The following is a 19,243-nucleotide window of genomic DNA, read 5'->3' as shown; positions in this document are numbered from 1 at the left end:
TCAGGCACCCTTCTTCTTGCGGCGGGGACGGTCGCGGAGGCCGTCGCCCAGCAGGTTGACGCCCACCACCATGAGCACGATCACCAGGCCGGGCAGGGTGACCATCCACCAGGAGGTGGTGATGTAGTCCTGGCCGTCGGAGATGATGCGGCCCCAGGTGGCGAACGGCCGTTGTGGGCCGGCACCCAGGAAGGACAGCGCGGACTCGAGGAGCACGGCCTGGGCCAGCAGGAGCAGGACTACCAAGGTTGCCTGTTTGATGACGTTGGGGATGATGTGCTGGATCAGGATCTTGACCTTGTGCAGGCCTAGGATCCGGGCTGCGGAGACGTATGGCTTTTCGCGTTCCACCAACACCATTGAGCGCGTGAGGCGGGCGACTTCGGGCCATTGGGCGATGGCGATCACGAAGGTGATGACCGGGATGGACGGGCCGAACAGGGCCACCACCAGCAGGAGCATCATCAGCAGCGGCAGGGACATCTGCGCTTCGAGGATGCGGGAGACAATGGTGTCCACCCAGCCGCCGTAGTAACCGGCGGCCGCTCCGAGGATCACGCCGATGGCCCCGGACACCAGGACGGCCAACACCCCAATGGTCAGGGAGACCTGGCCACCGTGCAGGACCCGGGAGAGGAGGTCGCGCCCGAGTTGGTCGGTGCCAAACAGATGACCGTCGGTCAGCGGCGGGAGGCGCCGGGCGGCGAGGTCCTGAAAGTTCGCGTCCGGGAGCGGGAGCACCTGGGCGAGAATGATCGGGATGGTCACCAGCAGGGTGCAGATGGTGCCAACGATGAGCTTCCACTGGGCGGATTTACGACGCCGTGTGGCGCCTGCCTTGGCGATGTCCGCTTTGGTGACGGCGCTGGGGCCGGGCTGTTTCGCTGGTGCGCCGGAAGACGCTGCCGGGTTTGCGGTGTCGAGGCTCATGCTGTGGCCGCCTTTCCAAGACGAACGCGGGGATCAAGGAGCGGGTAGGCGAGGTCGATGAGCAGTTGCACTCCTACCGCCAGGAGCGCGGTGATGAGGACCGTGGCCTGAATGAGAGGGTAGTCGCGGGTTTCGAGGGCCCGGACGATCAGGGAGCCGACGCCGGGCCAGGCGAACACTACTTCCACCACCACGACACCGTTGAGCATGGCGGCGAACCGGGTGCCCAGTGCGGTGAAGACAGGGATGGCGGAGTTGCCCATGGCGTAGCGCCAGGTGAGTGCGGAGTTGGTGACGCCGCGGGAGCGGGCCACGGTGAGGTACGGGGCGGCGAGGTTGTTGCTCATTTCGCGGCGGACCATCCGGGAGATCAGGGCGATCTGCAGGATGGCGATGGTGATGGTGGGCAGGACCAGCCCGCCCCAAGTGGCGAAGCCGGAGGCCGGGAACAGCGGGATCAGCACGGCGAAGCCGGTGAGGAGCATGATGCCGGTCCAGAAGTCGGGCATGGACTGCCCGGCGATGGTGAGCACGTTGACGCCGAACTCGCGGCCGGTGTCCGGGCGGCGGGACATCCATACACCCAGCGGGATGGCGACGACGGCGGTCAGCAGGATCGCCGACGTCGCCAGGGTCAGGGTGTAGGGCATCCGTTCGAAGACCACTTGCATGGCCGGGGCCTGGAAGGAGTAGGACTGGCCGAGGTTTCCGGTGAACAGTTGCTGGATGAAGATCCAGTACTGTTCCAGCACCGGCCGGTCCAGGCCGAACTGCTCACGGACGGCGGCGAGCTGCTCGTTGGTGGCCAGCGGGCCGGCGTAGGAGACAGCGGGGTCGCCCGGGGCCATGCGGATCAGGATGAACACGGTGGATACGGTGAGGAACACGGTCAGCAGGCCCTGTCCCACACGCTTGAGGATGTAGTTCGTCATGGCTTAGGCCTCCAGCCGGACATCAACGAGGGGGTAGGAATTCGTGGGCGCCAGGTTGATGCCGGATACCCGCTCCCGGTGGGCGAGGACGGACTTGGGCACGAAGGCCCAGGCGCATGGCCACGTGTCCCAGACTGCCTGCTGGGCTTCGTTCAGCAGTTCGGTCCTGCGCGCCGGCTCTGCTTCCTCTGCAGCGGCCCGGACCTTGGCGCTGACCTCCGGGATCACGTAACCCTGGTAGGTATCGCGGGTGGCTTCCTTTTCCGGGGTGCCGGCGTACATGCCCTGCAGCATGGTGATGGCCAGGCCGGTGGGGCTCGGATAGCCGTTGCCGAGCAGGTCCCAGTCGCCCTGCTTGCCTTGGCGCCAGGCCAGGATGTTGCCGCCGGGTTCGAACTGCTGCAGCTCGGCCTTCACACCGATCTTGCCGAACATTTCCACCAGCGCTTCCATCACGGAGGTGTCCGAGGCGAACTCGCCGGTTTCCCAGATGATCTTCAGGGTGAGGTCCTTGACGCCGAGTTCGGCCAGCGTTGCCTTGGCCTTATCGGGGTCGTAGACATATTCGCCGGTCTTGTAGTAGCCGGTGAGGCTGGACGGGGTGACGCCCTCTGCCTGAGTGACGGAGTCCACCAGGACGTCGCGGACCAGAGATTCGCCGTCGATGGCCATGCTCAGGGCCTGCCGGACGCGCGGGTCGGCGAGGGGGTGACCGGCGGGCTTGCGGAAGTTAAAGAAGATCTGGTTCAGGCGCAGGCTTGACGCTTCCTGCAGTTCGACGCCGGGCAGGCCGCCGAGCTGTTCGCGGGAATCCGGAGTGATGGAGTCGATGACGTCCACCTCGCCGCTGCGCAGGGCGATCACGCGGCTGGATTCCTCCGGCAGGAACCTGACTTCCACGTTTTCGATCTCAGGCTTGGGGCCCCAGTAGTTCTCGTTACGCTGCAGGCTGTAGGTGCCGGCACCGCGATTGAACTTGGTCACCACGTACGGGCCGGTACCGATCCCTTCCTGCAGTTCCTCCGGCTTGTTCTGCGCGGCGGGGGTTATCAGGATCATGCTCATCAGCGAGTCCAGGATGGGGATCGGCTTCTTGGACACCATCTTGAAGGTGCGGTCATCCACCGGGACCACTTCGGGGAATTCGGGGAAGAAGCCGGCGACAAAGGAGCCCTGGACCTGCTGATACATCTTCAGGGCGGTGGCGACGTCCTCCACCTCCACCGGGCTGCCGTCGGAGTAGCGGATGCCTTCGCGGAACCGAACAGTCCATTCGGTGGGGCCGGTCATCTCGAAGCGTTCGGCCAGCATCAGCACGGGCTTGGTTTCGGGACCGATGGCCGTCAGGCCCTGACGGACCGAGCGCTGCACGGTGACGGCTGCGTCGAACTGGTTGAGCTTGTTGTCCAGGCTGACCAGGGAGCGGTTCAAGGCCAAGGTCAGGGTGCTGGGGCCCGGGAGGCCGGTGGGGCCGGCGCAGCCGGCGAGGCTGCCGGTGCCCAGCAGAAACCCGGCCGCCGCGCCGAACTGCAGCAGACGACGGCGGGAAATCTCACTTCCTTGAGGAAGAACGGTCATCGTTGACCTCTCGGTAGATCGGGGACGGCGTACGAGGTGGCTGCGCCGAATGTTGTCTCCATCACTTTGCCACCTTTGCACAAACTACGCAAGCCATCTAGCGTGATTCGCGCAGCCATGCCATGATGGTGGAAAGCTTCCCGCATCTTTGGCGGGGTTCCAGCCAACTATGACGAGAGGAGCAGCGTGGCTTCCGTATTTGTGCAGGCCGACGATTTCTCCGGCGCCGCCGAGGTTGGCTACTGCTTTGTGGAGCACGGCTTGTCCGCACAGGTTCTGCTCGCCACGGATTTATCGAACGCTGCGATAAGGCACGACGGGGCCACCTCTCTCAAGGGGCCCGCTACCGAAGTGGTGGTCACTGATACGCATTCCCGCGGACTGTCTGACGTTGCAGCCGAGGCGTTGGTGAAGGACGCCTTTTCCGGCCCCGAAGCGTCCGACGTACAGGTGATGTTCAAGAAGATGGACTCCCTGTGGCGCGGCAACGTCCGTGCGGAAATATCGGCGCTGACCAGCCTTGGCTTCCACGCTGTTGTTGCGGGAGCACTCCCCCAGCTGCAGCGCTCTGTTGTGGAAGGCCAGCCGCTGGTGGCTGGCACTCCGCTGGCAGAGACGGGCCTGTGGCAGGCGGAAGTTTCGGCCCCGCCGACGGACGTTCCGTCACTGCTTCGGCCCAAGGATCCCTCGTCGGTCCACACGGTGAATCTGAACGCGGTCCGGTCGAGCGTCCTCAACACCACGCTGGCCGGGCTGCTGAACACCAACGAGCCTCAGGTGCTGGTAACTGACGGCGAGAACGTCCAGGACCTGGAGCGGGTGGTTGACGCACTGCTTGACCTGGATTTCCAGGCTGGTGGCCGCCGCATCGTCCTGGTGGGAACCGGAGGGGCGGCGGACGTCCTGGCCCAGCGGCTCGGTGCTCAACCTGCGCGAAACACGCAGAGAGCGTCGGCCGTGGACTTAACCGTTGCGGAACGGCACCAAGCGGAACTGCCGGTGCTCGCCGTCGTCGGCTCCGCGTCCACGACGGCGCAGGTACAGTTGGCCAGTCTTGAAGCCGAAGGCTTCACAGTGGTCCGGCTACATCCTCAGTACGCAGGTGCAGCGGGCGCATACGCAACGCAGCTTGAGGAAACCAAGCAGGCGTTGCAGTCAGGCGCCAGCGTTGCCATCACGCTGGCGTCGACAAAAATCGATCCTGCGAGGGCGGCAAGCATCGTGCAAGCTCTGTCAAAGTTCGCCGCCGAGGTCGCGAAGGAAACCCGGGCCGACTTGATCCTCACCGGCGGTGAGACGGCCAGGGAAGTCCTGCAGACCGTCGGCCGCTCCAGCCTGGTGCCGCTCGCCGCGGTCCAACACGGGGCCGTGGTCAGCCGGGCCGACGATGGCACGCTGGTGGGCACCAAGCCCGGCAGCTTCGGCGACGACCTCGCCCTCCTGCAGCTTTATCACGAGATCCGGGAGCGCCGCCGCCAGACCGCGGCAGCTCCCGCCTCCACCCTTCCCCGCAAGACTTCCGAACAATCTGGAGCAACAATGACAACCGTTGAAACCACTTCATCCCTCCCCTACGTCGCCGTCACTATGGGCGACGGTGCCGGCATCGGCCCGGAAGTTATCGTCCCGGCCGTCCTTCACCAAGGCATCCTGGCCGAATGCCGACCGGTGGTGGTCGGCGATGCGCTGCGCTTGCGCCAGGCCGCTGAAATCGTGGGTGTTAAGGCCGACATCCAGGTGATTGAGATCGTTGCGGACGCGGTGTTCACGCCGGGCCGGGTGAACGTGATCGACCTGGCGCTGCTGCCGGAGGACCTCGCCTGGGGCCAGCTTTCCCCCGTCGCCGGGCACGCAGCCTACGAATACATCCGGGTGGCCAGCGAGCTGGCGATGGCCGGGAAGGTGCAGGCCATCTGCACGGCGCCGCTGAACAAGGAAGCACTACACTCGGCCGGGCACATCTACCCGGGGCACACCGAGCTGCTGGCGCACCTGACCGGCATCGAGGAAGTGTCCATGATGCTCTCTACTCCCAAGATCCGGGTGATCCACGTGACCACGCACATCGGCCTGATGGATGCCGTCCGCAAGATCAACCCGGACCTGGTCGAACGCACCATCCGCCGCGGGCACGAAGCGCTCGTCCGGGCGGGCATCCCCAACCCGAAGATCGGCGTCTGCGCCATCAACCCGCACGCCGGTGAGAACGGCCTGTTCGGCCAGGGCGAGGAAGCCGAGAAGATCGAACCCGGCGTCAAGGCCGCCCAGGCGGACGGCATCAACGCCGTGGGCCCGCTGCCCGCCGACACCCTGTTCTTCCTGGCCGGCCGGGGCGACTACGACCTGGTAGTGGCCATGTACCACGACCAAGGCCACGGGCCGGTGAAGGTGCTGGGCATCGAGGCCGGGGTAAACATCACCGTGGGCCTGCCCGTCATCCGCACGTCCGTGGACCACGGCACTGCATTCGACATCGCCGGCAAGAACATCGCTGACTCCCGCTCCATGGTCGAGGCGCTGCACCAGGCAGCGGAAATGGCCACTCGCCCATCCGTTGCCGTGTAGGTGACTGGTTTGATTGGGGGCCGGAACTAGGATGGTTAGCACTGCAACCGCCATGCCCACGGGGAGGAAACCGGGAATGCTGTCCGCTAATGCGCGGCGCGAGGAGATCTACCACCTCGCCGTGACCACCGGCCTCGCTTCCGTGGAGGAACTGTCCGACCGGTTCGAGGTTACCGCCTCTACCATCCGCCGCGACCTCGCACTGCTAAACAGCCAGGGCCGGCTGGCGCGGACCTACGGTGGTGCGATGGCGCTGGGCGCGCACCCGGAGGCGTCGCTGCGGCAGCGGATTGGCGAGGCGTTCGACCAAAAACACGCGATTGCCCGGTGGGCGGCGTCGGTGATCCACAACGGGGAGAACATTCTGCTCGACGCGGGTTCCACCGCGGGTGCCCTGGCCCACGAGCTGCGGGGGTTCGGTCGGTTATCCGTCACCACCCCGGGAATCAACACTCTGCAGGAGCTTGCGGACTCCGTGGGCGTCGAGGTGGATTGCCTCGGCGGGAGGTTGCGTGGCGTGAGCCAGAGTTTTGTAGGACCGCTGGCCGAGGCGGCGCTGGAGCGGATGAGCTTCGACCGCGTCTTCCTCGGCGCCGACGCCGTCACCGCCGAGGACGGCATCTGCGAGGCCGACCACGCCCAGACCCGCCTCAAGGAACTAATGGCCCGCCGCGGCCGGGAAGTCTATATTTTGGCGGATTCCTCAAAGCTCGGCCTCCGGCCGTTCCACGCATGGGCACGGCTCCCGCTGCCGTGGACGCTAGTAACGGACGATCACGCCGACCCCACCCAGGTCCGCAAGTTCCGTGACGCCGGAGTACAGGTGGAAATAGCGTCCACCGAAGCCTCATCCTTCAGCAGTGTCAACGAGCCGATCCCGGACGACGCCCAGCAGCCGCAGCCTTCCGCGTGAAAGTAAGTTGGGCAGATGGAGCCTGGCCATCTGGATGTTCATGAGATCCGGGGTAAAGCCCCTCCGATGCAGGTCAGCGAAAAGTGAATCATGGCCTCAAAGTTGGATCTAAAACCTGCTCAAGAAGACATCGGCGGAGCCATCAGTGCACCGTAAATGTCTTGTGGCGCAGAGATCCTTGACCACCGCTTACGGCCAGATCGGCTTTGCCATCCCAGGCCCACCCGAATACCGCAGAAAAACGCTCGCAAGTTACCGTTGTGGTTTACCACGGGCCCGCCGACGGGTCCCACGGAAACTTGGCACGGCGAAGTGAGTCTTCAAGGTCGTCATGACATGCTGGCGGCCAGGTGTGCCGCTGCCAGCGTCGGCGTTGCTGCATCCCGTGCCCGGCCCGGCTTCGCGGGCGTTGGTCGGGCTGCGGAAGCCTTCGGCCGCCGCGCCCCGGCAACGAATCAGGAACACTCAGGAGTCAGCAGCCAGGTGATGGCTTCATCGTGGGAGGCGAAGAACCGGGTGGGAACCGGCAGCGTGCGCCGTGACATGGCGAAGTTGGCGATGACCCGGTTGACCGGGTTTGAACCCACCAATGCGATCCGCGAAGCAGCGCATTTTGTACTGAAAGCCGATTTGGCTTCCCGGGTGACCGACTGGGTGTGGGTGATGTCGATCAGCATCGGATACTCGGCGTCACCGGCGAGTTTGTTGATCTTGTCCATTGCCGCGCGCACGTCCTCCGCCGTCAGGACGGTGCCCTGTCCCCAGATCAGCTGCAGGATTCCTTGCCCGTCGAGCCCGATGGTTCCCTTGCCGCCGTCCACGGTCTCCTGCTCCATTTGGCACTCCCCCCATTGCGTCCTGTGACGCTAGGACTAACCCGCAGCACCCGGCCCGTCCGGGAGGTGCCATATTGCGAGGTCAAAATACCCGCACCTACAATGCTGGATGTGGAAACTGAGGAGCAGAATGAGGACTTCCAGCGACTGCACCAACTCATCGCTGGTTCCGACGATGTTAAGTCCTTTTTGGACCGCATGACCGGCTACGCCGCGGCCACTCTGAGCCGGGCTACCGGCACCCGCATCGAATGCGCCGTGACCCTTTGGCGCCGCAAGCGGGCCGTGACCTTGGCTGGCAGCAGCGATAACGCCATCCTCTGGGACGGCATCGAACAGGCCCTGGGTGACGGTCCTGTCCTGGAAGCCCTGCAAACCCGGTCACCGGTGGTTCTGGCCGACACCAGCACAGCTTCCCCGTGGCCTGCATACGCAGCGACCCTGGATTCCGCCGGGGCACGCAGCGTCCTCGCGGCGCCGCTGGAGCTGGGCAAAGACGCTTCCGCAGCACTGAACTTCTTCGCCCCCAACACCCACGCGTTCACCGACGACGCAGTCAGTGAAGCGAAGATATTCGCGGACATGGCCGGGCAGGCGCTGCGGCTTGCGCTGCGGATCGCGGCAGCGGACCTGCTCGCCGAGGACCTCAAAGCCGCCATGAAACGCCGCACCGTCATCGACCTTTCAACCGGAATCATCATGGCCGAAAACAACTGCACCCAGGAACAAGCCTTCGCTTTCCTGAACCAGGCCTCGCAGAACCGCAACCAGAAACTGCACGACGTAGCCGCTGGCATCATGTCCGAACGCAATGGCACCAACGCCGTCCCCTCAACGCACTTCGAAGACTAGCGCCTGCCGGTCAGCCTCCGATTTTGACCACGGAAACCTCGACGGCGGCAGCCGGCCGGTGCAGGTGGCTTCGGATCGCTTGGGCTACTCTTCGCGCCACCGCTGGGGCGGAATGGGCAGCGTCGACCCCGATCCTCACCTTGACGGACACTCCGCCGGGGCTTTCCGTCAGCGCAACCAAGGGCAGCGCTTCACCCGTTATGGCTTGCAGGGCCACTCCCGCCACGGACTGCCACAATGGCCGGGCGGGGAACAGCGCACTGACCCCATCAACTGTCTGGGCTATCCGCGTCAGTTCGTCGGCGAGCGCACCGGTTGCCGGTTTGGTCATGGTTGCTCCTCCCGGTTGTTCTCTGGACTGGCAGCGGGTTCGAGCACGTCGGTGATGGTCACGTCGATCCCGGTGACGTTCAACTCCGTATGCGTCCCCAGTGCCTCTGCCAGACGGGCGCGGACTTCACTGGCCCGTTCTTCAAGGTGCCGGCCATACACCACGGCCACGTCCACGTGGACGCTGATTCCAGCGCCTGGCTCCGTGACGTCCCCCAGCAGGCTGCACCTCCCCGCGGCGGTTCCGGGAATCCCATCCACGAGGGACCGGATGAGCGCAGTAATGGCTCCTTCTGTTTCCGAAAGCACATCGGCCGGGTTGTCCGAACGCAGCGGGATGGTCCGCCCGGGCCGAAGCTCCAAGCGCAAGTTGGACAGGATCGATTGCATCCATTCATCGGTGCCCGAGCCTGCCTCGGCCGTATCTGCGTGCACAAGGTCGCCCGCGAAACGGGAGAGGCGGCGGAGGCTTGCCAGTCCTGCTTGGCATTCGGGACACGATTCCAGATGCGCCGGATCACTGAATTCGCCGGTATCAAGGTAGTCGCTCAACTCCGCAAGGGAATGTCCGCAGTCCATGGTGTCATGCGAAGCGTTCATCGCCATTCCTCCATTCTGCGTGCGAGGGTGATGCGGGCCCGGGCCAGTCGGCCGCGGACGCTGTCAGGGCTGATCTTCAACGTCTCGGCGATCTCCTCATAGCTTTGGTCATTGAATTCCCTGAGAACCCAACATCGCCTTTGTTCTTCCGGTAACTCGGCGAGGGCAGCCTTGAGGGCTTCCACCCCGGATCCGTTGAGGGCGGCCGGTTCCGGATCCTGGGCCCTGGGCTGCGGCGCCGGCACTTGCGCAGATTCGAGTTCCGCATGGTTCCGGCGCTTCCGCAGGTGGTCGATGCTCCGGCTGCCAACAATCCGCAACAGCCAGCTTCGGACCGCCGCAGGGTCCCGCAGGCTCTCGAGTTGCCTCCATGCCTGGACCAGCGACTCCTGGACAACGTCGTCGGCGTCGGCCCAGGATCCGGTGAGGCGGCGGGCGCTGGCCCGCATCACAGGTCCATGCCGCCGGGCCAAAGCCTCGAAGGCTGCGGTGTCACCGTCGCCCGCCCTTCCGGCAAGAATGGCGTCCGGAACATGATCCAACGGATTCCGGGCCCGTTGTGCGTTTGTCACGCGACTCCTTCCTTCGCTGCTTTGCGTGATGCCCGGGGAGGCACTGCGCAAACTCGGGAAACGTCCCGCCTTGTTCAAGCCGATTCAGGCATCGATGGTGATTCGGATCAGGTCCGGCACCGGATGGCTCAACCTTGACTTTGCTGCCCGGCTTCCAGCGAGGGGATCCCGGAGGGCGGGCTGCCGCGTCCGTTCTTCGCTGCAGTCCGCCCTCACGGGTTCAGTGGCTATTTCCTGGAGAAGCCTTCCTTGATCTTCTGGGCTGCGTCCTTGAGGTTTTCGGCGATGTCGGCTGCTGCGTCCTTGACCTTCTCGCCGGCCTGCTGAACCTTGGCCTCTGCCTGGTCTTGCTGGCCTTCACGTTCCAGGGATTCGTTCCCGGTCAACTTGCCGGCATTTTCCTTGGCTGCGCCGAGGTGCTCAGTGGCTGCGTTGTTGATTTTGTCGTTGATTCCCATGATGGTTTTCCTTCCTGTTGTGTTGTTGATGGTTCCTAGCGGGCCCGGCCGGTGCCGGCCAACCGGCTTCGGGTGCCGGCGGTGATGCGCACCAGCACGGGTGTCTGGCCCCCAAGCCACGTGTCGATCGACTGGACCAGCAGTTCGGCTGTCTCCACCAGCTCACGCGGCGAAGCTCCCTTGCGTGCCTCTATCCGGAGTTTGATCGCCGTCCCTTTGCGCAACTCCCATGCTGAAACGGAACTGGCGAGGATTTCGCGGTTGCCTTTGACTGCTTCCTGCACGGCCGAGTTGATGAGTCCGGTGTCCACCACGGTGCGTCCGCGGTCGCCGTCGTGCACTTCCGCCAAGCGGGCCGTGCGACCGCCGCCCTGCGAGACCAACCAGCCCACACTGAGTGCCGCCGCAACCAGCAGCGCAGCGACGGCCACCACTGCCCACCAGCTTCCTGGCGGATCTGCCAACGGGGCGGATGTGAGCAGTTCCCGCGACTGGTCGCGGAGCCGGTTTCCGGTGGAGGTCCACGTCTGCGCGAAGCCGGGAACGACCCCGGCCGCGATCAGTGCGGCGCCTGCACCCGCCAGGACTACGCCCAGAAGGGCAAGGAGTGTCCGGTTCAAAGCCCTGTTGGTCTTCCTCATTGCCCCACCGCTCCTTGGCTGGCCACCTTCACTGACGATGTGAACGGGCCAGCCATTCCGTAGGCGGCCAGTTCGTCGTCCACCGCTTTGCGGATGGCGTCCGGGTCCAGCGCAATGCCCGACGTCGGACGCACCCGGACGCGTACGGACCGTCCACCGACGGTGGTGGTCACTTGGCCGGGCGCGAGGCCCGCGACCTGGCGGGTCTTGCCGGAGACCGCCGCTGCAATGACCTCGTCGTCAACGACGACCGCACTGCGGTCACTGCTGAGGGCTCGCCGTGCCTTGCGGCCACGCCCGAAGGCAAGACCCAGGAGAAGCAGCCCAAGCAACCCAAGTCCCGCTCCTGCGGCGGCCAGGCCCGCCGGGATGGTCCCCACCGGCAGGTCCGTCAGCCACTGAAGCAGTTGCGCCGGCCCTGCGATCACGGCTGGCCCGCGCACCAGCCACAGCACGATTTCCGCTGCCAGCCACAGGAAGACGCCAGCCACCAGTACTGCGCAGATGGATGAGGCCAGCGCCCGCGAGGAGTGGGTCTCCCTGCGGATCATGCGCCTGCTGATGCTGTCCGCACTCACCGCACCCTCCTTTCCTGGTTGTGTGGCGGTTTGCCAGCTGTGAGCCTGATGTCTACCCGGCCAAAGGTCATTCCCGTCAGTTGCAGCCCGCGGGCCACGATCCTGGAGCGTGCGCTTTGGGCCTGTTCAAAGACGTTTCCCCCGTGGCGTGGTTCGGACGACTGCGGGGCGGGCAACCGGGGGAGGGCCAGCTGTACGGCTACCCTCACACCCAGCTTGCCGCCGTCGTCGTCGAGTTCCGCGGTGACGTTCCTGCCACTCACCCGGAAAGCTTCTGCTGTGACGGCCTCCACGGTCTTTCGCAGCGCCGTGCGGGCAATCCGGGTGTGCCCGGCCCGCGTCATGAGGACGAGCGCTTGCCGCGCAGGGCGTCCAACACCCCGCCGAGGTCAAGCTTGCCTTCTGCCGATCTGCCCAACACTGCTCCGATCCCCATGAACAGCGCCGTCAGCAGCAGCCCCCAGAATCCGAACCACAAGCCGGCAATCGCCAGGACGGCTCCTATGGCGATGCCGGTGACCGTGGGACTCATGCCACCCTCGGTTCCCGATCGTCGTCGTCGGATTCATCGGAGGGGACGTGGATGTCGGTGATGGTGATGTTGACTTCGGTGACTTCCATGCCAACGAGGTCTTCGATGGCGGTGTAGACAGCGTTGCGGGCGTTGTCGGCAACTTCCTGAAGGGGGTACGGGTATTCGACGACGAGGGTGACGTCAACAGCAACCTGGGTTTGGCCGACTTCCACGCTGACGCCCTGGGTCAGGTCCTTCTGGCCCACCTTTTCGCGCAAGGTGCCGATGGCGCGTGCAGCGCCGCCACCCAGTGCGTGAACGCCGGGGATTTCCTGGATGGCGATCCCGGCGATCTTGGCCACCACACCGTCAGCGACGTTCGTTGCTCCGCGGCCGTCCTTGCCCTTGTACTCCACGGCTTCCTTAAGGGAAGGAGCGGACGTCGCTCCGGTCTTTGCCACAGCAGATGAGGTGTTCTTTGCTGCAACCTCTGCGGGGGTATGCGTCTGGTTTGTCATAGCACTCGCTCCTGTCGGTGAGATGGTCGCGTTTTGCGCCTTCATAAGGAGGACGGGAGGAGGCACCGAAAGCTCACGGAACTTTATGTGTGATATGGCTCACACATGGAACACGGTGACGTAAACAGCGGCATCGGCGCCCAGGGCTAAACTCCCAGCTCCTCCGGCAGCTCCACGTCCTCCCCGAGCACCTGCTTGGCCAGGAAGTGCTCCACCACTCCGTACCAGATTTTGGCGTGCTGCGGCTGGAGTACCCAGTGGTTCTCGTCCGGGAAGTACAGGAACCGGTGCGGGCTCTGCCCATCCTCACGCGCAGGCAGCCCGGACGACGAAAGCAGCTCATACCAAAGCCTCAAGCCTTCGCCGATCGGCACGCGGTAGTCCTTGTCCCCGTGGATCACCAGCATGGGCGTCGTGATGTTGCCGACGTTCAGGTGCGGTGAGTTCTCCATGGCCATCTCCACGGTCATTTCCTTCAGCCAGTACTGCGCAGCATCAGTCGTGGGCCCGAACTGGTCCAGCGCCCACAGGCTTGCGTGGGTCACGATCGCCTTGAACCGGTCCGTCTGCCCGGCAACCCAGTTGGCCATGTACCCGCCGAACGAACCACCCATGGCCGCGGTCCGGGACTCGTCGATGTCCGGGCGCGCAACCACCGCGTCCGTCATGGCCATCAGATCGGAGTACGGCTTCTTTCCCCACTCACCCCAGCCACGCTGAATGAACTCCTGCCCGTACCCCGTGGACAGCGCCGGATCCGGAAGCAGCACAGCATAGCCCTTGGCCACCAGGAGCCACGGGTTCCAGCGCCAGGTCCACGCGTTCCAGGAACCAAGCGGTCCACCGTGGATCCACAGCAACAGCGGGGCAGGCGCGCTCTCCGACGCCCCCGAAGGCAGAGCCAGGTACGCAGGCACCCGCGTACCGTCAGCCGCCGTCGTCTCCACCCGCTCCAGCCGCCCGTCAAAAACGGGCCGCTCCGCTGGAGCCGGAAGCCGGACAACGTCACCGGAGGCAAGGTCGATCCGCACAGCTTCCGACGGGAATTCGTACGAACTCCGCAGCGCATACGCTGTGCTGCCGTCACGGGAAACCACGACGTCGGTATACGCCGCCGCGTCATTCGTCACCCGGGTTACCCCACCGTCGCCGACGTCCACCCGGAAAACCGGCGACGCGCCGTCGTCGTCCGCCGTGACAAGGACGGCACCGCCGTCCGGAAGCCAGGCAACCGGGGTGGCCCAGCGGTCCCAGTTGTGCGCAAGCGGCACCAGGTCAGTAGTTTCACCGCCTGAGACATCGAGCAGATGCAGCTTGACCTGCGGGGCCTGGGTTGGGGTGGTGTCGCTTTCGCTCTGCACCACCAGCGTGCGGTTGTCCGGGCTGACCGGGCCGGGGAAGTAGCTCATGCCTTCGTGGTCAAGCAGCACCTTGACAGTGCCGGTGGCGACGTCGACGGCGGCCAGCACCTCGCGGCTGTCAGCCTTCGCAAGCGCTTTGGTGAGGCTCGTGTAGATGGTCTTGCCATCGGGACTCACCACGGTCTTCGCCTCCCGCAGCGAACCTCCGACGGCGGGAGTCAGGTTCCGGAGCCTGACCGGCGGCCCGGCGTCAATGGTCGCGGGCTTCCCTGGCTCACCGACCTCGCCTGCCTCCACCGCGAAAATCCTCGGCTGCGAAGGACCGAGGTCGGCATCCCAATAGCGCACCGGATAGCCGCTGTGCAGGATGGCCGAGACCTTGTTGTCCTTGCGGGCCTTGCGGCGCTCTTCATCGTTTTCCTCGTCCGTGGAGCCGGCCAGGACGTCCGCGACAACAAAGGCGGCATCCGCGTCTGCCGCGGCGAGGACGGAACCGACGCCTCCGGCGCGGGAATGCGCCACCCGGGCCTCGCCCCCAGCCGCGGGCAGCAGCCAGAGTGCGTTCACAGGATCCTCATCCGGGCTCTCAGGGTCCGGCCGGGCCGAGGTGAAGTAGAGGTCGCCGTTGGCCGCGAACGCAGCGCCGGCCTCGCCCTTGGCACTGCGGGTGATCCGGCGCGCCTGCTTGTCCCCCGCGGGGTCGAGCTCCCACAGGGCCGTCACGAACTCGGTGCCCTTGCCGTTGAGTGTCGTCACCGTGGTGACCAGCCGCGTGCCGTCCGGGCTGAGGGTGAGGCCACTGACCCGGGGAATGGCCAGGTAGTGGTCCAGATCGTGGAAAGGAGTCTTTGGTTGCGGGGTGTGGGAGTCAGTCGAAGGCATGATCCGATTCAACACTTAATGTGCCCTCAATCACAGAGTGGTTCACTAAGAGTGAAACACTGCTTTCACATCCACCCCCTCACCCAACTGGGTCGCATTTGTGCGCGTTTTCAGCCCTGTAAACGCGCTCTGCTGCTACTTAGTTGGGTGAGGGCTTGGAGGACCGGGCCGGTTCCGTCCTCGGCCGCGATGCGTCCGGCGAGCAGCCTTGCCCGGGAAGCGTACGACGGCGACCTGACCGCCTTGGCGATGGCGTCGCCAAGGCGCTCCGCCGTGAGATCACGGAACGGGACAGGCCTCGGCCCGGCGCCCAGCGCAGCAATGCGGGAGGCCCACAGCGGCTGATCCGTGAAGACCGGGACGCAAACTGTTGGTACCCCCGCGCGGAGACCGGCCGCCGTCGTACCTGAACCTGCGTGGTGCACAACAGCCGCCATCCTGGGGAAGAGCCACTCGTGGGGGACGTCGCCGACGCCCAGGGCGTCATCTTCCCGCACGCTCCCGCCCTGCATCACCACACGGACACCGGCCCGCCGGGCAGCCTGCAGGACGAGCTCCACGTCCAGGGCGGCGCCGCTGCCGAAGCCAACGAACACCGGCGCGGGACCTGCGGCAAGGAAGTCCACCAACTCCGCATCCGGACCCCATTCCGGCCGGGATGGTGGCCACCAGTACCCGGCCATGACCAAACCGGGGTGCCAGTCGGCCGGCCGCGGAAGGACCGTGGGACTGATGCCATGGAGGACGGTTGCGTTCCGGCGCCTTCGACGGCGGTCCGCGGCTCGGCGGGACAGCTTGGGCAACCCGAGTTCCCGCCGAAGCCGGGCGCCCGGCGCATCATAGGGAGCAGGTCCGGCCAGGGCACGCTCCCCGACGATCCTGTTGCCCAACTTTCCCAGGTCCCGGGCGGACCCCATCAGCACGGGCGGGTAGTCGGCGCTGGGTTCCACCGGTTGCAGGTGCGCGCCAACGGCGGGGATGCCCAGCGCCTCCGCGACGTCGTACGCGTAGGGAGCCACCGAATTGGCGAGAATGACATCGGCCCCCGCTTCCGCCGCCGCCAGCGTTCCTGTGGCGGCGCGGTCCATGTACTCCCCCAGCGCCCGCCATGTGGTGGCCAGGTCCCCCATGGCCGGTTTGGTGCCAGGGGCCGTCCGCGTGATGATGCGCGTCAGGTCCCCGGGCAATGGGCTGTACCCGCAACCCGACGACACCACCAGCTGTGCATAGGCTGGGTTGGCAGCAACCGTGACCTCAAACCCGTGCTCCTGCAATCGGCGACCGAGGCCCGCCATGGGAGCAACGTCCCCACGGGTCCCCGGCGCCACCATCAAAACCCGCATCAAGAAACCCACTTCCTGGAAACACGAATGCCCCGCACACTCCCAGGAGAATGTGCGGGGCACTCTGCTTGTGTAGCTTCTGCCTTACGCGGTAGGAGCGATCTCCGGGATCCGCGGCTTGGCGTTGCCTTCGAACGTGAACTTGGCGTCGTCGCCTTCGCCTTCCACATCCACCACAACGATGTCACCGGTGTGGAGATCGCCGAACAGGATCTTCTCGGACAACTGGTCCTCGATCTCGCGCTGGATGGTGCGGCGCAGCGGCCGGGCACCCATTGCGGGGTCGTAACCACGGGTGGCGAGCAGGACCTTGGCGGCCTTGGTGAGCTCGATGCCCATGTCCTTGTCCTTGAGGCGACGCTCCAGGCGGGTCACGAACAGGTCCACGATCTCGATGATCTCGTCCTGCGTCAGCTGCGGGAACACCACGACGTCGTCAACACGGTTGAGGAACTCGGGGCGGAAGTGCTGCTTGAGCTCCTCCGTGACCCGGGCACGCATCCGGTTGTAGCCGGTCTGGGTGTCGGTTCCGGACTGGAAGCCGGTAGCGACGCTCTTGGAGATGTCGCGGGTACCCAGGTTGGTGGTCATGATGATCACGGTGTTCTTGAAGTCCACCACGCGGCCCTGGGAGTCGGTCAGGCGGCCGTCTTCCAGGATCTGCAGCAAGGAGTTGAAGAGATCGGCGTGAGCCTTCTCAACTTCGTCGAACAGGACCACGGAGAACGGACGGCGACGGACCTTCTCGGTCAGCTGGCCGCCTTCTTCGTAGCCGACGTAGCCCGGAGGAGCACCGAAGAGACGCGAAACCGTGTGCTTCTCGGAGTACTCGGACATGTCCAGCGTGATGAGGGCGTCCTCTTCACCGAACAGGAACTCGGCAAGTGCCTTGGCGAGCTCGGTCTTTCCGACGCCGGTGGGGCCGGCGAAGATGAACGAGCCACCCGGACGCTTGGGGTCCTTCAGGCCGGCACGCGTGCGGCGGATGGCCTGCGACAGGGCCTTGATGGCCTCGTCCTGGCCAACAACGCGCTTGTGCAGTTCCTCTTCCATCTTGAGCAGGCGCGAGGATTCTTCCTCGGTGAGCTTGAAGACCGGAATGCCCGTGGAGTTCGCGAGGACTTCTGCGATCAGGTCCTCGTCAACCTCGGAGATGTCGTCCATGCCGCCGGACTTCCAGTTGCGCTCCTTCTCTGCGCGCTCGGCAATGAGCTTCTGCTCCTTGTCGCGCAGCGAAGCGGCACCCTCGAAGTCCTGGGCATCAATCGCCGATTCCTTCTCCAGCTTCACGTCAGCAATACGCTCGTCCATGGCCTTGAGCTCCGGCGGAGCGGTCATGCGGCGGATGCGCAGGCGGGCGCCGGCTTCATCGATCAGGTCGATCGCCTTGTCCGGCAGGAAGCGGTCCGAAATGTAGCGTTCGGCCAGCTGCGCAGCGGAGGCAAGGGCGCCATCGGTGATCGTCACGCGGTGGTGTGCCTCGTAGCGGTCACGCAGGCCCTTGAGGATCTCGATCGCGTGGGCGACGGAAGGCTCCTTGACCTGGATCGGCTGGAAGCGGCGCTCCAGGGCGGCGTCCTTCTCGATGTGCTTGCGGTACTCGTCCAGCGTGGTGGCACCAATGGTCTGGAGTTCGCCACGGGCCAGCATCGGCTTCAGGATCGACGCGGCGTCGATGGCGCCTTCTGCCGCACCTGCACCGACGAGGGTGTGGATCTCGTCGATGAACAGGATGATGTCGCCGCGGGTGCGGATTTCCTTGAGGACCTTCTTCAGGCGCTCTTCGAAGTCACCACGGTAGCGGGAGCCTGCCACCAGCGAACCGAGGTCAAGCGTGTACAGCTGCTTGTCCTTGATGGTCTCCGGGACGTCGCCGCGCACGATCGCCTGGGCGAGGCCCTCGACGACGGCCGTCTTGCCGACGCCGGGCTCACCAATAAGCACGGGGTTGTTCTTGGTGCGGCGGGAGAGGACCTGCATGACGCGTTCCATCTCCTGCTCGCGGCCGATCACGGGATCAAGCTTGTTCTCGCGGGCAGCCTGGGTCAGGTTGCGGCCGAACTGGTCAAGCACCACGGAACCTGCCGGAGTGCCTTCCTGCTGGCCCTGGCCGCTGCCCGCGCCGGCAGTTTCCTTGCCCTGGTAGCCGGACAGCAGCTGGATGACCTGCTGCCGGACGCGGTTGAGGTCCGCTCCGAGCTTGACCAGCACCTGGGCAGCAACGCCCTCGCCCTCGCGGATGAGGCCGAGCAGGATGTGCTCGGTGCCGATGTAGTTGTGGCCGAGCTGAAGTGCCTCGCGAAGGGAAAGCTCCAGCACCTTCTTGGCGCGCGGCGTGAACGGGATGTGCCCGGACGGAGCCTGCTGGCCCTGGCCGATGATCTCCTGCACCTGCTCGCGGACGCCATCGAGCGAAATGCTCAAAGACTCAAGCGCCTTTGCGGCAACACCTTCACCCTCGTGGATCAGACCCAAGAGGATGTGTTCGGTACCGATGTAGTTGTGATTCAGCATCCGTGCCTCTTCTTGGGCAAGGACTACCACGCGACGGGCACGGTCTGTAAATCTCTCAAACATTTCGCCACACTCCTAGCTACGACGTACTTTGATGCTACGTGGCGAAGCCGGAGATTTGGAGCGTGTTCGCCACAGGGGAAACATGACGCCTTGCGGAATAAATTTCCCCCACTTCTCCCGCAGCCCCCACATGCCGCCAGGGCCGGTGCCGGGGAGCACGGCGCTCGGGACCCGCAGGACTTTTCCGGCTCTTCACGGTTCGTGGTGAATGTTCTGCCGTGGCGGATGTTCATGCCGCTGTTCTAACGGCACTGCGCAACAGG

At 65.2% G+C, this 19,243-nt stretch carries 19 protein-coding genes; 3 read left to right on the top strand and 16 right to left on the bottom strand.

Annotation, left to right across the window (positions count from 1 at the left end; translation table 11 throughout):
- From ACSVIE_RS13975 to ACSVIE_RS13965, 3 genes are read right to left on the bottom strand one after another with little or no spacing between them, the layout of a single operon-like run.
- Positions 1-930 carry an ABC transporter permease gene (locus tag ACSVIE_RS13975; RefSeq protein ID WP_442424215.1) on the bottom strand — a complete coding sequence of 310 codons (930 nt, stop codon included), beginning with the start codon at positions 928-930 and terminating at the stop codon, positions 1-3.
- Complete coding sequence (locus ACSVIE_RS13970; RefSeq protein ID WP_442424214.1) at positions 927-1,862, bottom strand: ABC transporter permease; 936 nt, start codon at positions 1,860-1,862, stop codon at positions 927-929. Before ACSVIE_RS13970 ends, ACSVIE_RS13975 begins: the two co-directional genes overlap by 4 nt.
- 3 nt (positions 1,863-1,865) lie before the next feature.
- Complete coding sequence (locus tag ACSVIE_RS13965) at positions 1,866-3,440, bottom strand: ABC transporter substrate-binding protein (RefSeq protein WP_442424213.1); 1,575 nt, start codon at positions 3,438-3,440, stop codon at positions 1,866-1,868.
- Between the two features lie 186 nt (positions 3,441-3,626).
- Here ACSVIE_RS13965 and pdxA point away from each other — a divergent pair, with 186 nt between their 5' ends.
- Together pdxA and ACSVIE_RS13955 are read left to right on the top strand one after the other, a co-directional pair.
- Positions 3,627-6,005 carry a 4-hydroxythreonine-4-phosphate dehydrogenase PdxA gene (gene pdxA, locus ACSVIE_RS13960; RefSeq protein WP_442424212.1) on the top strand — a complete coding sequence of 793 codons (2,379 nt, stop codon included), beginning with the start codon at positions 3,627-3,629 and terminating at the stop codon, positions 6,003-6,005.
- A 76-nt stretch (positions 6,006-6,081) separates the two neighbouring features.
- Complete coding sequence (locus tag ACSVIE_RS13955) at positions 6,082-6,918, top strand: DeoR/GlpR family DNA-binding transcription regulator (RefSeq protein WP_442424211.1); 837 nt, start codon at positions 6,082-6,084, stop codon at positions 6,916-6,918.
- Between the two features lie 455 nt (positions 6,919-7,373).
- Here ACSVIE_RS13955 and ACSVIE_RS13950 read toward each other — a convergent pair whose 3' ends face one another.
- Positions 7,374-7,754 (bottom strand): DUF7793 family protein, encoded by a 381-nt coding sequence (locus ACSVIE_RS13950; RefSeq protein ID WP_442424210.1) that lies wholly within the window; start codon positions 7,752-7,754, stop codon positions 7,374-7,376.
- A 111-nt stretch (positions 7,755-7,865) separates the two neighbouring features.
- Here ACSVIE_RS13950 and ACSVIE_RS13945 point away from each other — a divergent pair, with 111 nt between their 5' ends.
- Complete coding sequence (locus ACSVIE_RS13945) at positions 7,866-8,606, top strand: ANTAR domain-containing protein (RefSeq protein WP_442424209.1); 741 nt, start codon at positions 7,866-7,868, stop codon at positions 8,604-8,606.
- A gap of 10 nt (positions 8,607-8,616) precedes the next feature.
- Here the strand turns inward: ACSVIE_RS13945 and ACSVIE_RS13940 are convergent, their stop codons facing one another.
- From ACSVIE_RS13940 to ACSVIE_RS13885, 12 genes are all read right to left on the bottom strand, one after another.
- Positions 8,617-8,937 carry a hypothetical protein gene (locus ACSVIE_RS13940; protein WP_442424208.1) on the bottom strand — a complete coding sequence of 107 codons (321 nt, stop codon included), beginning with the start codon at positions 8,935-8,937 and terminating at the stop codon, positions 8,617-8,619.
- Complete coding sequence (locus ACSVIE_RS13935) at positions 8,934-9,536, bottom strand: Asp23/Gls24 family envelope stress response protein (protein WP_442424207.1); 603 nt, start codon at positions 9,534-9,536, stop codon at positions 8,934-8,936. The genes ACSVIE_RS13940 and ACSVIE_RS13935 overlap by 4 nt, the downstream gene beginning before the upstream one ends.
- Positions 9,533-10,108 (bottom strand): RNA polymerase sigma factor, encoded by a 576-nt coding sequence (locus ACSVIE_RS13930; protein ID WP_426005208.1) that lies wholly within the window; start codon positions 10,106-10,108, stop codon positions 9,533-9,535. The genes ACSVIE_RS13935 and ACSVIE_RS13930 overlap by 4 nt, the downstream gene beginning before the upstream one ends.
- A 227-nt stretch (positions 10,109-10,335) precedes the next feature.
- Positions 10,336-10,566: a CsbD family protein gene (locus ACSVIE_RS13925; protein ID WP_442424206.1), complete on the bottom strand. Its 231-nt coding sequence runs from the start codon at positions 10,564-10,566 to the stop codon at positions 10,336-10,338.
- A 35-nt stretch (positions 10,567-10,601) separates the two neighbouring features.
- Complete coding sequence (locus ACSVIE_RS13920; RefSeq protein WP_442424205.1) at positions 10,602-11,207, bottom strand: hypothetical protein; 606 nt, start codon at positions 11,205-11,207, stop codon at positions 10,602-10,604.
- Positions 11,204-11,785, bottom strand: coding sequence for a hypothetical protein (locus tag ACSVIE_RS13915; RefSeq protein ID WP_442424204.1), 582 nt, complete (start codon positions 11,783-11,785; stop codon positions 11,204-11,206). The genes ACSVIE_RS13920 and ACSVIE_RS13915 overlap by 4 nt, the downstream gene beginning before the upstream one ends.
- Complete coding sequence (locus ACSVIE_RS13910; protein WP_442424203.1) at positions 11,782-12,129, bottom strand: hypothetical protein; 348 nt, start codon at positions 12,127-12,129, stop codon at positions 11,782-11,784. The genes ACSVIE_RS13915 and ACSVIE_RS13910 overlap by 4 nt, the downstream gene beginning before the upstream one ends.
- Entirely contained in the window at positions 12,126-12,317 is a 192-nt protein-coding gene (locus tag ACSVIE_RS13905) for a DUF2273 domain-containing protein (RefSeq protein WP_426005203.1), read from the bottom strand. The genes ACSVIE_RS13910 and ACSVIE_RS13905 overlap by 4 nt, the downstream gene beginning before the upstream one ends.
- Complete coding sequence (locus ACSVIE_RS13900) at positions 12,314-12,817, bottom strand: Asp23/Gls24 family envelope stress response protein (protein ID WP_442424202.1); 504 nt, start codon at positions 12,815-12,817, stop codon at positions 12,314-12,316. Before ACSVIE_RS13900 ends, ACSVIE_RS13905 begins: the two co-directional genes overlap by 4 nt.
- Before the next feature lie 146 nt (positions 12,818-12,963).
- Entirely contained in the window at positions 12,964-15,060 is a 2,097-nt protein-coding gene (locus tag ACSVIE_RS13895) for a S9 family peptidase (RefSeq protein WP_442424201.1), read from the bottom strand.
- 110 nt (positions 15,061-15,170) lie between these two features.
- Positions 15,171-16,391 (bottom strand): glycosyltransferase, encoded by a 1,221-nt coding sequence (locus ACSVIE_RS13890; RefSeq protein ID WP_442424275.1) that lies wholly within the window; start codon positions 16,389-16,391, stop codon positions 15,171-15,173.
- Between the two features lie 96 nt (positions 16,392-16,487).
- Positions 16,488-18,980: an ATP-dependent Clp protease ATP-binding subunit gene (locus ACSVIE_RS13885; protein WP_426005196.1), complete on the bottom strand. Its 2,493-nt coding sequence runs from the start codon at positions 18,978-18,980 to the stop codon at positions 16,488-16,490.
- Between the last annotated feature and the right edge of the window lie 263 nt (positions 18,981-19,243).

The organism is Paenarthrobacter sp. NCHU4564 (assembly GCF_052156435.1).
GTDB lineage: Bacteria > Actinomycetota > Actinomycetes > Actinomycetales > Micrococcaceae > Arthrobacter.
This window is presented reverse-complemented; position numbering and strand designations above follow the sequence as displayed.